At 35.6% G+C, this 15,550-nt stretch carries 21 protein-coding genes; 18 read left to right on the top strand and 3 right to left on the bottom strand.

The genetic code is table 11. The features are described from left to right. The first annotated feature begins 7 nt into the window (after positions 1 to 7). The 12 genes from D5F11_RS08570 (at position 8) to D5F11_RS08515 (ending at position 7,649) form a co-directional block, all read left to right on the top strand. Positions 8 to 346, top strand: coding sequence for a DUF6744 family protein (locus D5F11_RS08570; RefSeq protein ID WP_459208645.1), 339 nt, complete (start codon positions 8 to 10; stop codon positions 344 to 346). Between the two features lie 37 nt (positions 347 to 383). Continuing rightward, a complete protein-coding gene (locus D5F11_RS08565; RefSeq protein ID WP_185830589.1) occupies positions 384 to 797 on the top strand; it encodes a Spx/MgsR family RNA polymerase-binding regulatory protein in 414 nt (137 codons plus the stop codon). A 27-nt stretch (positions 798 to 824) separates the two neighbouring features. Continuing rightward, positions 825 to 1,139 carry a hypothetical protein gene (locus tag D5F11_RS08560; RefSeq protein ID WP_120117252.1) on the top strand — a complete coding sequence of 105 codons (315 nt, stop codon included), beginning with the start codon at positions 825 to 827 and terminating at the stop codon, positions 1,137 to 1,139. 75 nt (positions 1,140 to 1,214) lie between these two features. Further along, a complete protein-coding gene (locus tag D5F11_RS08555) occupies positions 1,215 to 2,336 on the top strand; it encodes an AAA family ATPase (protein WP_120117253.1) in 1,122 nt (373 codons plus the stop codon). 122 nt (positions 2,337 to 2,458) lie between these two features. Further along, entirely contained in the window at positions 2,459 to 2,722 is a 264-nt protein-coding gene (locus tag D5F11_RS08550; protein ID WP_126646534.1) for a helix-turn-helix domain-containing protein, read from the top strand. A gap of 109 nt (positions 2,723 to 2,831) precedes the next feature. Continuing rightward, the gene (locus D5F11_RS08545; protein WP_126646533.1) at positions 2,832 to 3,023 is read left to right on the top strand and encodes a hypothetical protein; all 192 of its coding nucleotides are present in this window, start codon (positions 2,832 to 2,834) and stop codon (positions 3,021 to 3,023) included. A gap of 5 nt (positions 3,024 to 3,028) precedes the next feature. After that, positions 3,029 to 4,438: a vWA domain-containing protein gene (locus tag D5F11_RS08540; RefSeq protein ID WP_411815360.1), complete on the top strand. Its 1,410-nt coding sequence runs from the start codon at positions 3,029 to 3,031 to the stop codon at positions 4,436 to 4,438. A gap of 76 nt (positions 4,439 to 4,514) precedes the next feature. Further along, the gene (locus D5F11_RS08535) at positions 4,515 to 5,003 is read left to right on the top strand and encodes a hypothetical protein (RefSeq protein WP_126646532.1); all 489 of its coding nucleotides are present in this window, start codon (positions 4,515 to 4,517) and stop codon (positions 5,001 to 5,003) included. Continuing rightward, on the top strand, positions 5,003 to 5,335 hold the full coding sequence (locus D5F11_RS08530; protein ID WP_120117257.1) for a helix-turn-helix transcriptional regulator: 333 nt from the start codon (positions 5,003 to 5,005) through the stop codon (positions 5,333 to 5,335). The genes D5F11_RS08535 and D5F11_RS08530 overlap by 1 nt, the downstream gene beginning before the upstream one ends. A 112-nt stretch (positions 5,336 to 5,447) precedes the next feature. Further along, entirely contained in the window at positions 5,448 to 6,116 is a 669-nt protein-coding gene (locus D5F11_RS08525; RefSeq protein ID WP_120117258.1) for a hypothetical protein, read from the top strand. 406 nt (positions 6,117 to 6,522) lie between these two features. Then, positions 6,523 to 6,846 carry a hypothetical protein gene (locus tag D5F11_RS08520; protein WP_120117259.1) on the top strand — a complete coding sequence of 108 codons (324 nt, stop codon included), beginning with the start codon at positions 6,523 to 6,525 and terminating at the stop codon, positions 6,844 to 6,846. Between the two features lie 65 nt (positions 6,847 to 6,911). After that, the gene (locus D5F11_RS08515; protein WP_120117260.1) at positions 6,912 to 7,649 is read left to right on the top strand and encodes a phospholipase A2 family protein; all 738 of its coding nucleotides are present in this window, start codon (positions 6,912 to 6,914) and stop codon (positions 7,647 to 7,649) included. A 13-nt stretch (positions 7,650 to 7,662) separates the two neighbouring features. On the opposite strand, the gene D5F11_RS08510 is transcribed toward D5F11_RS08515, so the two are convergent. Both D5F11_RS08510 and D5F11_RS08505 read right to left on the bottom strand, forming a co-directional pair. Beyond that, positions 7,663 to 7,959, bottom strand: a complete 297-nt coding sequence (locus D5F11_RS08510; RefSeq protein ID WP_120117261.1) for a hypothetical protein — start codon at positions 7,957 to 7,959, stop codon at positions 7,663 to 7,665. A 263-nt stretch (positions 7,960 to 8,222) separates the two neighbouring features. Next, positions 8,223 to 8,966, bottom strand: coding sequence for a hypothetical protein (locus tag D5F11_RS08505; protein ID WP_126646531.1), 744 nt, complete (start codon positions 8,964 to 8,966; stop codon positions 8,223 to 8,225). Between the two features lie 253 nt (positions 8,967 to 9,219). Here D5F11_RS08505 and D5F11_RS08500 point away from each other — a divergent pair, with 253 nt between their 5' ends. The 5 genes from D5F11_RS08500 (at position 9,220) to D5F11_RS26200 (ending at position 11,598) form a co-directional block, all read left to right on the top strand. Further along, the gene (locus tag D5F11_RS08500) at positions 9,220 to 9,990 is read left to right on the top strand and encodes a phospholipase A2 family protein (RefSeq protein ID WP_120117263.1); all 771 of its coding nucleotides are present in this window, start codon (positions 9,220 to 9,222) and stop codon (positions 9,988 to 9,990) included. A gap of 161 nt (positions 9,991 to 10,151) precedes the next feature. Further along, the gene (locus tag D5F11_RS08495) at positions 10,152 to 10,583 is read left to right on the top strand and encodes a hypothetical protein (protein WP_120117264.1); all 432 of its coding nucleotides are present in this window, start codon (positions 10,152 to 10,154) and stop codon (positions 10,581 to 10,583) included. Between the two features lie 198 nt (positions 10,584 to 10,781). Next, positions 10,782 to 10,976 (top strand): hypothetical protein, encoded by a 195-nt coding sequence (locus D5F11_RS08490; RefSeq protein ID WP_120117265.1) that lies wholly within the window; start codon positions 10,782 to 10,784, stop codon positions 10,974 to 10,976. Between the two features lie 113 nt (positions 10,977 to 11,089). Next, positions 11,090 to 11,266 (top strand): hypothetical protein, encoded by a 177-nt coding sequence (locus D5F11_RS26205; RefSeq protein ID WP_185830588.1) that lies wholly within the window; start codon positions 11,090 to 11,092, stop codon positions 11,264 to 11,266. Between the two features lie 170 nt (positions 11,267 to 11,436). Next, positions 11,437 to 11,598: a hypothetical protein gene (locus D5F11_RS26200; protein WP_185830587.1), complete on the top strand. Its 162-nt coding sequence runs from the start codon at positions 11,437 to 11,439 to the stop codon at positions 11,596 to 11,598. Between the two features lie 247 nt (positions 11,599 to 11,845). On the opposite strand, the gene D5F11_RS08485 is transcribed toward D5F11_RS26200, so the two are convergent. After that, complete coding sequence (locus D5F11_RS08485) at positions 11,846 to 12,457, bottom strand: site-specific integrase (protein ID WP_120117266.1); 612 nt, start codon at positions 12,455 to 12,457, stop codon at positions 11,846 to 11,848. Between the two features lie 523 nt (positions 12,458 to 12,980). Between D5F11_RS08485 and D5F11_RS08480 the strand changes: the two genes are divergently transcribed. Next, complete coding sequence (locus D5F11_RS08480; protein ID WP_120117267.1) at positions 12,981 to 15,362, top strand: AAA family ATPase; 2,382 nt, start codon at positions 12,981 to 12,983, stop codon at positions 15,360 to 15,362. Positions 15,363 to 15,550 lie beyond the last annotated feature (188 nt).

Below are 15,550 nucleotides of genomic sequence, written 5' to 3'. Positions count from 1 at the left end.
TTATTTCATTCCAGATTCCCATACCGAAGGACTGAACAAATTGGTGAAATTCACGTCTTCCCTTGAAAACAGCGAAGGATTCAAAGTGCCAATCGTTAACACTTATGACAATCAACAGATGGTCAATAAGAAGTTAAGCGAGCACTTGGAAAACATTCTATCAGAATGTCGTTCCAGTGAGCACTTGCGGAAATCACAAGTAAAAGACTTAGTGAATCAAGCGAATGCAGTCATTAAAGACTATCGTAACTATAAAAACATCGTTCAAAACGAAGCCGATCAATTTGAGGAAAGAATTCTCCTAATTAAATCGGAAGTGACGAAACTGATCGAAAACATGGAATGAGTTTTCAATTAAAAATTTGATGAAGGAGTTGATTCGAATGAAAACGAGACTCTATTACTTGGAGATCACTCCATATGTAAGAAGGGTGCAAAACTATTTGAAATCTAATGGGATTGCCTATAAGGAGCAATACCTCCCAGGGAAGCCACTTACAAAGGAGCAATTGCATGAGATTCTGCGGTATACGACCAAAGGTGTGGAAGAGATTTTGGCAACCCGTTCGAAGGCGTACCGAGAGTTGGAAACACAAGGATTTGATTTCGAGGGTCTTACGATTAGCGGTTTGATCGAACTGTTCAGGCAGCATCCAACTGTATTAAAGTCCCCAATCCTTGTAGGAAAGCATACAACTATCGTTGGCTATAACGAGGAAGAAATGTCGGTGTTGAAGCCAAGGATGCGTAAGCAAAAAGCCTTTAAAAGCCTTTTACAGCAGGGGTTAGTAAGCTAAAAATAAAAAAGTAAAGGAAGGATCAACATGTCAAATGGACCAGAATTCTATCAGACAAAGTTGGGAAGAAAATTTTATGAAGCGGATTTTCCAAAATTCGTTTCAAAACTTGATTCTATGGTGGAGGAAGTTAAGAGAGCAAATGACCTGAAAGAACGTGAACTGGATCTATTGGAAAAATCAATGGAACTAAAACAAACATCTGAATTGGTTGCATTGACGAAAATCACTTTTGCTGTTGAAAAACTTGCAACGATGCAAGAAGAACTTTTTGAGTATCAACAGAAACAGTCCGCGGCATTGCAAGAGTTGGCTGAATTAAAAAGAGAAAAAGGGATTTGATTAAAAAAGGGAGTGTTCATGAAGCACTTCCTTTTTGTCTTTTTAAAAATACATTTATAAGGGAGATTTATGAAAATGACAAACAACTTCTCAAAATTGATAGATATAAAAAATGCGCTTAATGCGAAATATTTCGAACGGGAGAAGGAAATTGAAGCCATTTTGATTGCACTTCTTTCAAAACAACACATGCTGATGATCGGGTCGCCCGGTACTGCAAAATCGGCATTGGCGGCAGATTTGGCAAAAATCGTTCAGGGTATGGGCTATTTCCAGTGGTTGCTCACTCGTTTCAGTACACCCGAGGAATTATTCGGAGCATTAAGCCTGAAAGACTTGGAGAACGGCGTTTATAAGCGTAACACGGCGAATAAGATGCCAGAAGCGCACATTGCTTTCCTTGATGAGATTTTCAAGTCAAACAGTGCCATTCTAAACAGCTTGCTAACGCTGATTAACGAGCGAGTCTTCTACAACAATGGTCATCCGATTACAGTTCCACTTATGTCCGTTGTCGGCTCTAGTAATGAATACCCGGAGGAAGGCGAAGGACTTGAAGCGTTGTTTGACCGGTTCCTGCTTCGCTTTGAAGTAGACTATATCGGGGACGACAACAACTTCATTTCCATGATGAAAGGTAACGGGCAAAATCAACCGTTGCCATCTCTTACAATGGAGGAATTGGTTAATCTGCAATTCTTCACAGAAATGGTGAGTGTACCGGATGAAGTCTATGTGAAATTGGCGGAAGTCCGATACCATCTGAAAGATGAAGGCATCCGTCCTTCCGACAGACGTTTCAAGCAATCATTATCGGTTTTAAAGGCGAAAGCGTTAATTGCACAACGCCAGCACGTCATCACCGATGATATTGTATTCCTTGAAAACTCCCTTTGGGAATCACCGGATCAGAAAGAATTGACTTCTAATATCGTCCGTACGCTTGCACAAGATACTGTGCTGCGAGCTATCGAAAACGCAGATCAGGAGGCCAAAGAAATTTTGACGAACTTAAATCAAGCACCTTCCACCGAAGCTAGTCTGGAAGCTGTGAAGAAAGTCAAAGTCCTGTTAAGCGAACTTGAAAACCTGAAAGCGAAGAATCCAACCCGTAATGTGCAGATTCAGGAAGCCATTGACCGGGTTACAGTTATCCATAGGGAAATTGCAAGTAGTGTACTTGATCCGATTAACTGATTGTAAATTAAGTTAGAGAGGTTTTTTCCTCTTAATATAACTTAATACGATAGAGATATGATGCAAAAGGTGTTTGGTGAAATCCAAATGCCTTTTGTTGTTAAAAAAGGAGCCATTATCACATGAGAACATTAGGTGAAACTTTAAGGGAAGCACGTATTAAAAAGGACATGACAATAAGGCTATTAGCCAAAGTTTTGAATGTCAGGGAACATTATATTTCTGACATTGAAAGGAATGTAAGAACTCCTGCTGAACTTCTTTTATTTAGGATGTCTGATGTGCTAGAAATAGATATTAACTATCTATTAATGCTACTAATAAATCAAAAGGTTTCTAGCTTAGAAATAGCTTCTTTAAAAAAAAGTAGATACTCAAAAAATTAATTTATATAAACAGCTTCACGAACAACATCTTAATATAGAAAATATATTCGATGTTGATAAAACTTACTATTATAAAGGTATTCGTTTAACTAAAAAAGATATTCAAAAGATGTATAGATTACTAGATGTCCTGTTAGATGTTTCGGAAAACAAAAAACCACAAATTCCAAATTTTGAAGAATTGACGGAAATAGTGGAATCAAAAATAAAGATTAGTTTATTGCAATCCGAAAAAGATGTTTTGATTGAGAAAATAAAAGAATTGACGACGGCGATTGATATTATTGAAAATAAGGAGTGAGTGAGTTGGAAAAAGCTAAATTCAGTCGATATAAAGATGAATCCGTTCTTAATACGGATTCCTTTGACAAAAGACGTTTCAATTCCTTATATGACATGTCGAAAGGATTGCGACAATTAAATGAGAAAGCTGATATGCCAGGATTTGAACAATTGCTTGGAGACATTTGGGCGGGCCTGTATAAAATGAATCCTGTTTTAAAAGAAGAAGTTCCAGATAAGTTGCAACAGAACAAAACCATCATGGAACGGATAATGAATGATGAAAATTTCGAGGATCATCGGGTTCATACAAAATTAGACGATCTGACAGCGGCAGTTGGAACGGTTAAATTTGGTGAGGAAACTTACGAATGGATTGAGGAACAAAAGCGGCAAAACGAGGAAATGCAGAAGTTGATGGAGGAAATTCAAAAGATGCAACAGAATAACCAGAATGGCAAACAGGATGAAAATATCAACCAAGCCATATCTGAATTGAATCAGCATCTTCAAGACGCTTTCAACAACAACGGATATTCTTTCAATCAGGCTATGGCGAAGGCAATGCAACAGACCAATGACATCAAGAACGATGTAAAGTCGTTGTTAGGCGGTACTAGTGCAGGGAATCAAAATGCCGAACTCAAAAAGGTTCCATTGCGCGATCAAATTAGGCTTGCCGAAGCATTGTCGAACGATTTAAGGGTCAAACGGGTTGCGGAATGGGCAGGGCGAATGAAGATGATCGCTCGGAAGAAGCAAAAGTCCAAGCATACCGAATCCATAGATCGTAGCGGTGTAACGTTAGGAAACAGCGTGGAACGACTGCTGCCTGTAGAACTTGGCATGTATATGAATCCGAAAACTAAAAAGGATTTTATGCGCCGATTCGTGGAAGGTGAAACTCTCCAATACGAACAAAAAGGGAATGAGGTGTTAGGCAAGGGTCCAATTGTTCTTTGTTTGGACCAGTCAGGAAGCATGGAAGGTCTGGATATGCAATCAAAAGGATTTGCTCTTGCTTTAATGTCGATTGCTAAAAGACAGAAGCGCGACTTCTGTTTAATCCGATTCTCAACAAGAGTCTATATAGAGGAATATCCAAAAGGAAAAATTTCAATTGATGATATGGTTTCGCTCGCTACCAATTTTTTAGGTGGTGGGACAAACTTTGAAAAACCTTTGAATCAGGCATTATCGACTATCAACAAAAGTCGTTTTGAAAAGGCTGATGTGGTATTTGTCACCGATGGCGAAGCGAGGGTAAGTGATGAATTTCTGGATAGGTTCAACAAATCTAAGAAAGAAAAGAAATTCAATGTGCTGTCGCTTGTTATCGGCAATCCCCGCAAATCGGTCGATGCTTTTTCCGATAAGGTTGTAAATATTGCAGATTTCGAGGACGAAGGTGCGTTTTCAGCGTTTGAAATATAAAAGGGAGGGAAGAGTAAGTCATATAAGACACATTTTGTTAGAAAAGTTGAGTCTTATATGATACAATACGCATACAATGAATATTAAAGAACATAACCTAATAATGATCAATGATGAAAATGGGGAGGACGTTGTTGGGGATTTTTTGAATCATCTTTATCAGAAATCAAAAGAATCTGATGAGGCAAAGCTGCATCTGATGTTTCTCAACAGTGCATTCAACCTATTAAGCGTTCAGCCATTAGACACACTTATAAAAAGAAGGACAGAAATTACAATCACTTTCAATGGGGAGCAAAGGACAAGGCGTTATCATTTAGTCAAGCCGCTTAGGGTCATCCCAATTTATGAGTTACGATATGCCATGAGCGGAAACGAACATTTACGATTCTTGTTTTTCCCTTTTGAGTACAAAGATCAGTCCAATTACGTTTTTGTAAAGTGCTTCATAAAAACACTTGATCCGAACATTGATGAAACGGATCGTATGAGGGATTTAACCTATCAAATGTATGAAAGAGTAAAAGAAAATCCTGAACTCTATTTAGAAGGGATTGAGGAATAATGAAAAAGGCTAAAAATCTTTTAAGCATGACTACTTCTTTATTGAAAGAAGGCCATCCTGATTTAAAGGAATCCCTAGAAGGTCTGTCACCTGTATATGCAAAAATCATTTTTGCTCGTCGGCTACAATGCGGCTATTCTCAACAGGAGCTTGCCAATAAAGCAGATGTCGGTTTAAAAACGGTTTCCCGCGCGGAAGGCGGCTTTGATAATCTTTCGACTGAAACGTATGATAAGATTTTCCGTGCGTTAGACTTGAGTGTTAGAGACGTTGCAGAAGCCATGATTCAGTTGAAAGCAAGTGATGATGAACTTGCTGCTGCATCTATATAAAATTAAAGTTACAATACAGACACGTCACTTCGGTGGCGTGTTTATTTGTTTGGAAAGGAAAGGAACTTAATTCTCTATTAGACGTTCCTATCATTAGAATCAGGTGATTTCAATGACAAAGGAATGGGAGTGGAGAAGTTTGAGGTATTCTATTTATAACGAAGGGTTTCTTGCGTTAATCGGAACGATGGTTGGTCTTTTTTCATTTTTTTTAGCTGTTGTTTTTTCTCTTTTCTTTGTAGTAGCGGTGATTAAAGGGTTTAAGGGCGAAAGATTGTTGCTTTTTATCCTCTTTTTGGTGGCAGGTATCTTCGCCTATACATCATATACTTTGGTGAGTTTCAAAGGAGATGAAACGCAGAGAATGATAGGCAGTAAAGCCATTAATGAATTAGATTCGTCTTTTGTTACCATTTCAGAGGGGAACGGCAACTATTACAATGTAATTGTCAAAGGAAGGAATTACACCTTTGAAGTAAGTGACAAGGGGATGTATATCGTTGCTATATATAAGGATGAATCAAAAATATATGAAGCAACGGAGAAAAATGTTGATGAATGGCTATTGCCTGATGAAAAAGCTGCAACCAAAAAGGTTAGAGAGGTAACAGGAAACGAAGATGCTTTTTATGTAAAATATGAAAATGGATTGATCTTAATCGAATCCAATAACAAGATTTATAAAGTATCGGTTGAATACATGAAAGAACAAGATCAATATGAAGTAATTTCGATTCTCCATAATGATGAATATATCTACAAATCAAACACTTCTCATTGAGGGGTGTTTTTCTTGTAAGAGGATTGTCTTAAAGGAAGAGAGCAGTAACTTATGAAATATTTGAAGCCCCCTCAAAAACACACTAAAAACCACATTAGATTTGAGTGTTAGAGACGTTGCAGAAGCCATGATCCAACTGAAAGCAAGTGATGATGAACTTGCTGCTACCTCTATATAAATTAAATACTATAAGTAAGTAAAAGACGTTCTGTACCTTTGCAGAACGTCTTTTTTATTTCATCCAAATAAATTCGCTTCGGTGGTTGTTTTCTCGATGCCTTCTATCTCTTTATATAGAAAGGAGGGATAAAAGAAATGACATTTTAAAAAAATGATTCAATTGTCATTTGGTCTTTTTACATCTCTTTATTTTATTGAAAAAAACAAACAAAGGAGAGAATGAGTTATGCCAAATTATTTTCTTGAACACGATTTCACGCATACGCTAAACGGGATGGTTAGAAACTTTAATAAGAATAAGAAAATTACACTGGGGCTGAATTCGAAGGCTAACAATGCAGGTGGACGAGCTGATGACTTTGTCGTTCAATTGCAGATTGATACTAAAAGCAATTATGGGTTTATTACAGTAGCTACAGCATCATTTCCAAGAAATGGTTCCAAAACTGTAACATTTGATTATTTACCTAAAGTCGCTCCGCATAGGTTAAGATTTGAAAAATCAACAGATGGTGTCCGAGTAACAGGTACAGGACTCATTTATAACTAAGACAATCCATTTCCAAAGGACAGATTTTTTAAGAAGGTTAAAAATATAATTTGAGGTGAAGTATCATGAAACACGTTGCACTCTTTGTATCAAAAGAAAACTTAGAAAAACATCAAAACCTTTTCAACTCACCAACTTTCACAAAGGTACTAAATGAATTAAATATTGAATCGCTCGGTAGTCCAAAAAGGACTGATATTGTAAGTATTGTGCATCTACCAAATGATGAGTTTGGCGGTATCCCTGTGACAGAAACAACCAAACTCATGGATTTCGGTAGTAAAGCGCAAATAGTATTAAAGCATTATGAAATAGGAACAGATATTGGAGAGGTTGTCCAAATCTGGGCAAAAGAAGAGAACGATGTTGTCTTCAAAGAATACTCCGGAGACAAACTGTTAGTAGAACATATTGAAGAAGAGCTTTATGATGTTTACCAAGATTTTGTAGATGTTTCACAAGTATCAGGCGCTCTGCCTAATTCCTTAATTCAACCTGCTTATAATCCAGCTTCTTGCTTACTGGAAGGGTCTTGCTGCTACTTTGAAGGAAAACGCTACGAACACTGCGGACATAAATGTGGTATTTATGAAGTTGCGGGTGGCGGAACACCTATTAATGCAATTGATTCTTGCTGTAGGACTCACGATATTGAAATCCGTGGTAAAAAAGGTAAGGACAGATGCCAGCCGCATAAAAACTTCATAAAATGTACTAATAATTTAAGTGGACCTGGTTATCATACAATTCGTAATGGTATCCGTATTGATGCTGGAATACATCTTTGTGGCTGGATTGGGTAAATGTCCATATCCTTTAATGTTCAATTATTACAAGTATCAGTGGAAAGACAAGGAAGAAACTTAAAAGAAAAACAGTAATATAAATCGCATGTCCAACCAGCAATGCTTTCCATCCACCTTTAATAATTTGGAAAAGATAATTTGCGAACGTTAATAACAGCAGGAAAATTATCATTGCGCCAGTTACACTGTTTTGTGTGGGGGTAATACCCGCTGACGGATTGGCCGCCGCACCAACAGTAACAACACCAACTACAAACAAGAAAAATAGGTTAGTAGCATGTAATACTACATGATAAAAGATTTTCATGAAAACACCCCTAAAATGTTTAGTTTGAAATTAGGCAGCGCAGAAATAAATCAAACTTTTAAATGACACCCGAAAAAGAAAAATGCTTGTTTTTATACCGACCGTCCATGTTAATCTCAATAACAATATATCTAAACAACTACTAAAAAGCTGCTGATATTCAGAGATATTAAATTTATAAGGGGTAGTCCGGTAAAAGGACACCCCTCTATTTAATTTTTGCCGACTCGGTGGATAAAGCTTTTTGAAGTGGCGTGTTTTTGTTATTCAAGACTGTTATAAACCGTGCCATCTGTATCTTTAACTGACAATATATTGTCATTTTTTAATTTGCTTGCGAAAATGAGGATTGTTGGGTTATTCTCTGTCGATTTGTTTTCAAAAGTTCTAACAGTCACGTCTATTCTTTGTCCTCTTTTTTCTACCCCTACTAATTCTATGTTATTGCCTTTTTTCTCTCCACCAAGTGAAAGGACAATCGCCTTTTCATCTTCATATGAATTGAATATCTTAAACCCTTTTACGTCTGTATTTTCTTGTAAGTGATCATAATATTTATTTATGTCAGGAGAAAAATTTCCATCTTTTGCAGCTACGACGAATTCAGTATTGTTGAATGATGATAGAGCGGTATAAGAGAATACCCCCAATGGAATTAATACGGCCAATACAACAATCGCTTTTCTTACCAGTATTCTTTTACCCGCAATCAATAACAAAAGAGAAAGTGAAAAAATTCCTGCTCCCATCAAGCTAATGGGCATACCCTCAAAGCCACCAATTAATAATCCTCCTAAGATCACTAATATACCGATAACTAATGGTATGGCATTTCTCTTACCGTTATCCATTTCTTTGGAAAAGTAAAACGTTAAAGCAAAAACGACAGTTCCCAATAATAATCCAAGAAAATACACAACTAAAAGATCCAAGTCTAAAAACCTCCCTTTCATTAAAATAACGTTTAACTCTTCTATTTGTTGCAGTATTACTGAACATTTTTCCAAAAAACCTCTTCGAGATTATTACAATTCGTCCAGTTAAGTAACACGATTATTCCATACGTTATCAGGGTAAGGAATTGAGCTATATTTGCAACATCATTAAGCTGTTGAGGATTTTGTTATCAAGGAAATTATATCAAATCATTCCGTTTAATTGCGGAGTCTTTTTACTGGCAAATTTACTTTAAAAGAAGATCCTTCACTTTATCTAATAAGAAGTGAATAACACTTCCCAAAAGAAAAGGAGTGATTATAAATGGATATGGAACTAGGAATTATTGGTATGGGGATTACGTCACAAGATGTGTTAGAAAATAGGATGTCTTTTATTGATTCAAGGTCGTTGTTCCAAGAGATCAAGGTAGCAATAAAAAATTACATTCAAAAAGAATTTGTGTTTACTGAACACAAAGGCATTCACTATGAAATCGAGAATAAAACCAAAGTTGAACTTCACCTGTTGAACGATTCTAATAGTCTTGTTAGCCTAACTTATGGAGTTCTAACTTTTGAAGATGGACGAATTTTAGACTATGCAAAAGCACTTCTTGTTAAACAAGAAGGAGAGCAATCAATTATTAAGCAACTTGAATTTAAACAGGATACTAAGACATTTGAAATTACTAATTATGAAAAAGTTGAGGACAGTCAAATTGTTGCTTGGTCTAGTATTATGGAAAGAAATAATAATGATGGATTGTTGAAAGAATTAGAAACGGCAGGTCAAACTATCGGTACGCAAGCCTTTGGAGATTTTTGTTTACCAGGCGGCTATCAATATTGTGGGAAAAAATGTGGTAATTGCAAAACATGTACTGCGGGTGGTGGCGGAGCAATTAAAAATAAAGTAGATGGTTGCTGCTATATTCATGACGAATGTTACAAAAAGCATTCGACAAAACGTTGTGCTAATTGTGATAGAGCCTTGATTAGTTGTGTTAGCAATCCAATTAACCACAGGGAAGGTCCTATTGCAGCTGATGCAGTTGCTCTATTTTTCATGGGGAAATGCGGATACGTACCATGATAATCACTTCACTATCAACTAAACATTATTTATCTGAATAAGATATTTTACCATTTACACACCGTCTCTTTTGCGGTGTGTTTTTTTGTTTGCAAGGGAACCTATTCCAATGTACTTCGTTCCTATTATTAAACAGTAGGGAAATAGAAAGGACGATTAATATGAATATAACAAGTTTTAAACTCCAAGTGTATTGTACCACCGGATGGGATGCCAATGAAGAAATCGTTGAATTGGAAGTTGACTCATTCAGCGAAGCCCTAAGAATAGCAAATACATTAAAAGTGTATGATTCATTAGTTGCTATTCCAAAGTCTGCATTGTCAGAAGATCAGAAAGAGATTATTACACACTTCAAGGAAATAAGAGAGGAATTGGAGTCAGAAAGTAGCGGTACGATTATGTATGTTGGTGAGGTCGAAGGATTAGTTGCTCGAAAAGAAAGTAAAGATGGTTTGACCGTGGAACTCGTCCTTAATAATAACGAGGGGGTAAGTTCATGGCATAAAATTGATGGTCAGCAATATCATTCTGAATGCCTTGAAAGATTGGAAGAAGCTAAGAGGTTGGCAGCTGAAATCAAACGTTTGTAGCCTGCGGTATCGGTTCGATGAAAAAGGGGGTGTGTAATATGAAAAGAACCTTATTGCTGATAATGATGTTTATACTTCTGTTATCTTTAGGGGGTGGCGGTCCAATATAAATAGTCGTCGTGAGGAACGACTTTATCCTACAAGGTAAAAAGTTGTAATGACAGATGCAATAGGGAATATCGTATAGGGAATGATAAAATGAAACCAGATAATAATTTTTATCCTATGTTGTTGGGTGTTCTTATTTCTACTTTTTTATTAGTCATGCTCAATAAAAAAGAATTTGTGGAGTATCATATTATTTATTTTCTTTTATTGTGTTTTATGGCTCCATCAACAGTTGCTCTAATTATCAATGAGTTAATATTGCATAAAAAGAGAAAAAACCGTTAGAAAAGGTTATATAACACGCCGATCTTGGGTGTGTTTTTTTCGTTTCAGGAACCTTTATTCCTAAAAATCGTTCCTATAAATAAGAAGAGAAAAAAAGTTGGGAGGGGGTTGCCGTGAGGGTTATCACCGTTACTTGCGATTCCTGTGATAAGGAATCCTTTGTTAAAGAAGATGATTTTGCATTATTTTGCCCGTTTTGTGGCAGCCGGTCCAATATATATTATAAGCCGGAAACATGGGTGTTAAAATCGGAGAAATTAAAAGAAGTAGATTTTCGAGCGGAAGAATGAAAGGGATGTAGTGGATTTTCTGACAAAGGTCGGTCTTTGAAAAGTAAATCATTGTGAGACAAACACACTATAATAAGGGGCGTTCTTTGTTTTCCTGTTTTCCTATTAAATGTGTTTCGAATGATCTATAATCAAAGAAAACTAACATAATAAAAAAGCAGGTGTATTCTTTGACAAATATCGTCCGTTTCCGAACACGGGAAGAATGGGAACAGGAAAAGAAGGATAAAATGCTCGCTGAATGGGAAGAGTATTTGGCATTTGAAGAAGAAGCGTTAAGAATGGCCCAACAAAAAGAGACGGTTTGTTTAGACGCAGAGAAAGAAAAATAAAGTGCAACAACATTTCAACAACATATTAAATATTAAACAGTATAAAATGGTATAAGTATTCCTTACTAAAGAATCACAAACTCTTGATTTAACAATGATTATATAGTTTAGTAGAAATATATATAAGCGAGCATGTTAGGGGCGGCATGATGTAAGGAATACTCTAAGCCCTTGATATACCAAGGGTTAGAGCACTTCTCTTCATACCGTGGTCATTTTATTGGTCATAAGCGCCGATGAAATCACTCTAAATATGGAGGTCTCTCATTAATTCACTGAATTTTTGAGAGGCCTCTTTTTCTAATCCTCTTGTTAGATGTCCGTAAATTTCGTCTGTCGTCGCTACTGAAGAATGCCCGAGCCTATGGGAGATAACTTTCATATTAACATTTGCTTCAATTAACAACGAAGCGTGTGTATGCCGAAATGAGTGTGGCGTGATGTCCTTACATAAGTCGGGCATTTTTGCTAGCAGGCGCTGTAGACGGTTGGAAAATTGCTTAATTGTACACGGATAGCCTTCCGAACAAGTGAAAATGAAACCCTGATCTTTGTATAAGCGTTTATTTTTCTTAATAAATTCATTTTGCTTTTCCTTTAGTTCCTTTAATAACTCCATGATGGTTGAATCGATCAGTATCTTTCTCATGGAGCTCCTTGTTTTAGGTGTTTGCAATTCAAATGCACGCTTATTGTTACTTGGGTTATAGTAGGTCTTCGTAATCGAAAGAGACGAATTCCGAAAGTCTAGGTCCTTCCACTGAAGTGAAATGACTTCTCCTATTCGCATGCCGGAATAAGCGAGAAGACTGAAGAACTCATAGTCGTTCGGTAAGCCTTCATCTTTCGCGATTTGCAATCGAATTAAGCGCGCTATCCAAGTTAATCAAGAGCTAATAGAAGAGCAGGGGTTCAATTTTTCTAGGAACAGTTTTTAAATCTAGTCCCATGTAATTTTGTAATTTAAGAGCTGTAAAGCCTGTCATAACAACGGTCATAAGGGTTACAAAACAAATTACATACAAAGAGGTTACTAGAAAAATTACAATCAAAATGTAAGAGGGTTACGAGTGAAATTACAACTTGTAATCCTCTTTTTTGTTGATTTAATGCGGTTTGTGAAGGGGAATTACAAAATTACAGGTTTTATAGCGGAGATGTGTCACATTTCTCTATTAACACTTCCAAATATCTGTCACTGTATTGTGACAAGCTGTCAGCACCGGTATCATTGTAATAGGACTATTTGTATAGCAGAGGAGCTGAAAAAATATTTATGTTGAAAGTGGTAGAATTAACAGTGGACTCTTAGCTATTTCTTAACTAAAAAATACAAACAATACTCTTTGGTAACGGTTTAACAAAACAAAGGGGGAACAAAAATGATTAAAAAGATTGATATATCAAATTTTGGTGCTTTTGAAGAGTATGAATGGAAAAAGCATGTTGGTAATGAAGATGACGCTGTTTTTAAGTCGATGAATATTATTTACGGAAGAAATTACGCAGGCAAGACAACTTTATCACGGATATTTAGATGTTTAGAACTTCAGGAGTTACATAAAGACTTTGAGAGGCCAGGATTTAATATACTGCTTCAAAACGGAAGAGTTATAAACCAAGATAATATAAAGGATCAGTCTAATTTAAAAATACGTGTATATAATACAGATTTTGTGAAGTCGAATTTAAGTTGGTTTTACAACGATGAGGGAACAATTCAGTCATTTGCTGTTTTAGGAGAGCAGAATGTTGAAATTGAAAAGGAAATACTTAAGCTTCGAAATGAGTTAGGTAGTATTGAAACAAAAAAAGGATTATTGTATGAAGAGAGTGTTTTAGATAAAGAATTAGAGTCGCTTATAGATGAGAAAAACAAAAAATGTAGAGAATTAGATGAATATCTGAGAAAAAAAGCACAAGATATAAAGAATGCTAGCAATATATATAATGTTCCTACATATAATATTACCTCAATTAAGCAAGATATTAAAATCATCTCTACTACAGATAAACTAAATGATCAGGACATTGAGATAAGGCGAAAACTTTTGAAAGAGGATGCTAGAAGGGAAATTCATAAAGTTCAACTATTAACGGATGAGTTTCTTGAAATTTCCGATCATGCGAATTTTCTGCTGACTAAAAACATAAATCCTTCGGAACCTATTCTTGATTTGATTAATAATAAAATACTGCAGACTTGGGTAAGAGAAGGAATTGGCTTACATAAGGAGAAGAGAGATAGCTGCGGTTTTTGCGGAAATCTAATTGATAACGAATTATGGGAAAGGCTGGACAAGCATTTTAACCAAGAATCTGAGAAACTTAGAAATGAAATGGATATCTGTGTAAAAAAATTTACTTTGTTAAATGAGAAGATATCTCAATATAGTTTGCCTGATATTAATAATTTTTATTCGGATAGTCGTCAAAAGTATAGTGTAGTTGCAGAAGATTTTGACTGTGTGAAACGAAGTTTTTTAACAGGCATATTAACATTTATACAAGAGTTAAATGAGAGAATAGGTAATATATTTGAAAAAAGATCTGCTCTTGATATTGTAAATTATACTAAAGTTTTCAATGCAGAATTAATAAAAGTTAACCAATTAATAGTGGAGAACAATAACAGGACACTTAATCTATATAATGAACAAGCAAAAGCCAGAGAAGAGTTACTGAAGAATGAAGTTGCTAGATTCTCTGAACTTATTGAGTATACAAAAAATATGACAGAAATAAGCAAGATGGATGCTAAGATTAAGGAATTTAAGCCTAGTGTCGTAACTAAAAAAGATGAAATATCGGAAAAAATATTAAAAATATCTCAATTTGAAGAACAATTAGAGGATGAGAGTAGAGGTGCAGCACTAGTAAATGAGCATCTTTCTAACTTTTTTGGTCATAATGCTTTGATGTTGGTGTCTGAAGGTCAAAATCCCAATATTAAGTTTAAAATATTGCGTGATGGAAGAGAGGCAAAAAATTTAAGCGAGGGAGAATGTAGCTTAATTTCATTTTGTTATTTTATTGCCAGATTAGAAGACGAATTACAATCCGATAAAGACCGATTAATAATATATATTGATGACCCAATCTCTAGCTTAGATGGAAATCATATATATTTTACGTTTAGTTTGATAGAGAGTGTAATAGCCAAAAATAGAGACTATCGTCAATTATTTATTTCGACGCACAATCTAGATTTCTTAAAGTATTTGAAAAGGCTGTCTAAACCTAATGATAAAACAGACATTAATTACTTCTTGATCGAGAGAAGAATGAAGAAGAATATTGCAGGAAGCTTCTTAATAAAAATGCCCAAACACATCAGGGACTATGTGACAGAATTTAATTACCTATTTAATGAACTATATAGTGTATATAAACAAGTGCGTGGGGATAGGAAAAAGTTATTGGAAAACACCTATAATCAATTTTATAATTTGTCAAACAACATAAGAAAGTTTTTAGAGTGTTATTTGTTTTATAAATACCCTAATAATAAAAACCCAATAGATAATCTCCATAGATTATTCGATGAGGGGAATATACCAGCACTTATTAATAGGGTGATAAATGAAGGCTCTCATTTAGTATATATTGACAGAGGTTGGAAGCCTATAGATGTTGAGGAAATGGAGAAATGTGTATGTATTATTATGGAGAAAATTTTAGAGAAAGATCCTGAACAATACAATGCACTTTTGGAAAGCATCGGTCAAATGCCTGTAAGGGCGGTTGAGTTAGTAAATGGTTAGAAAACTAAGTTGCTGTATTTGTGAGCCAGAACAACTATATTGTTAAACAAAATATTATGGGCTTATTAGAAAAGGGCATAAGGAGAAACAGCTATCACTTCTCGTGAAAGATCAGGCAAAGCCTGATGTTTCGGTGATATCAAAATATAAAAGTTAGTCACAACGTTGTGACAGTGAATCATTTATCT

Source organism: Siminovitchia terrae (genome assembly GCF_003605405.2).
In the GTDB taxonomy this organism is placed as follows: domain Bacteria; phylum Bacillota; class Bacilli; order Bacillales; family Bacillaceae_C; genus Siminovitchia; species Siminovitchia terrae.
The sequence above is the reverse complement of the archived record's forward strand: the minus strand, read 5'-3'. Positions and strand labels throughout refer to the sequence as shown.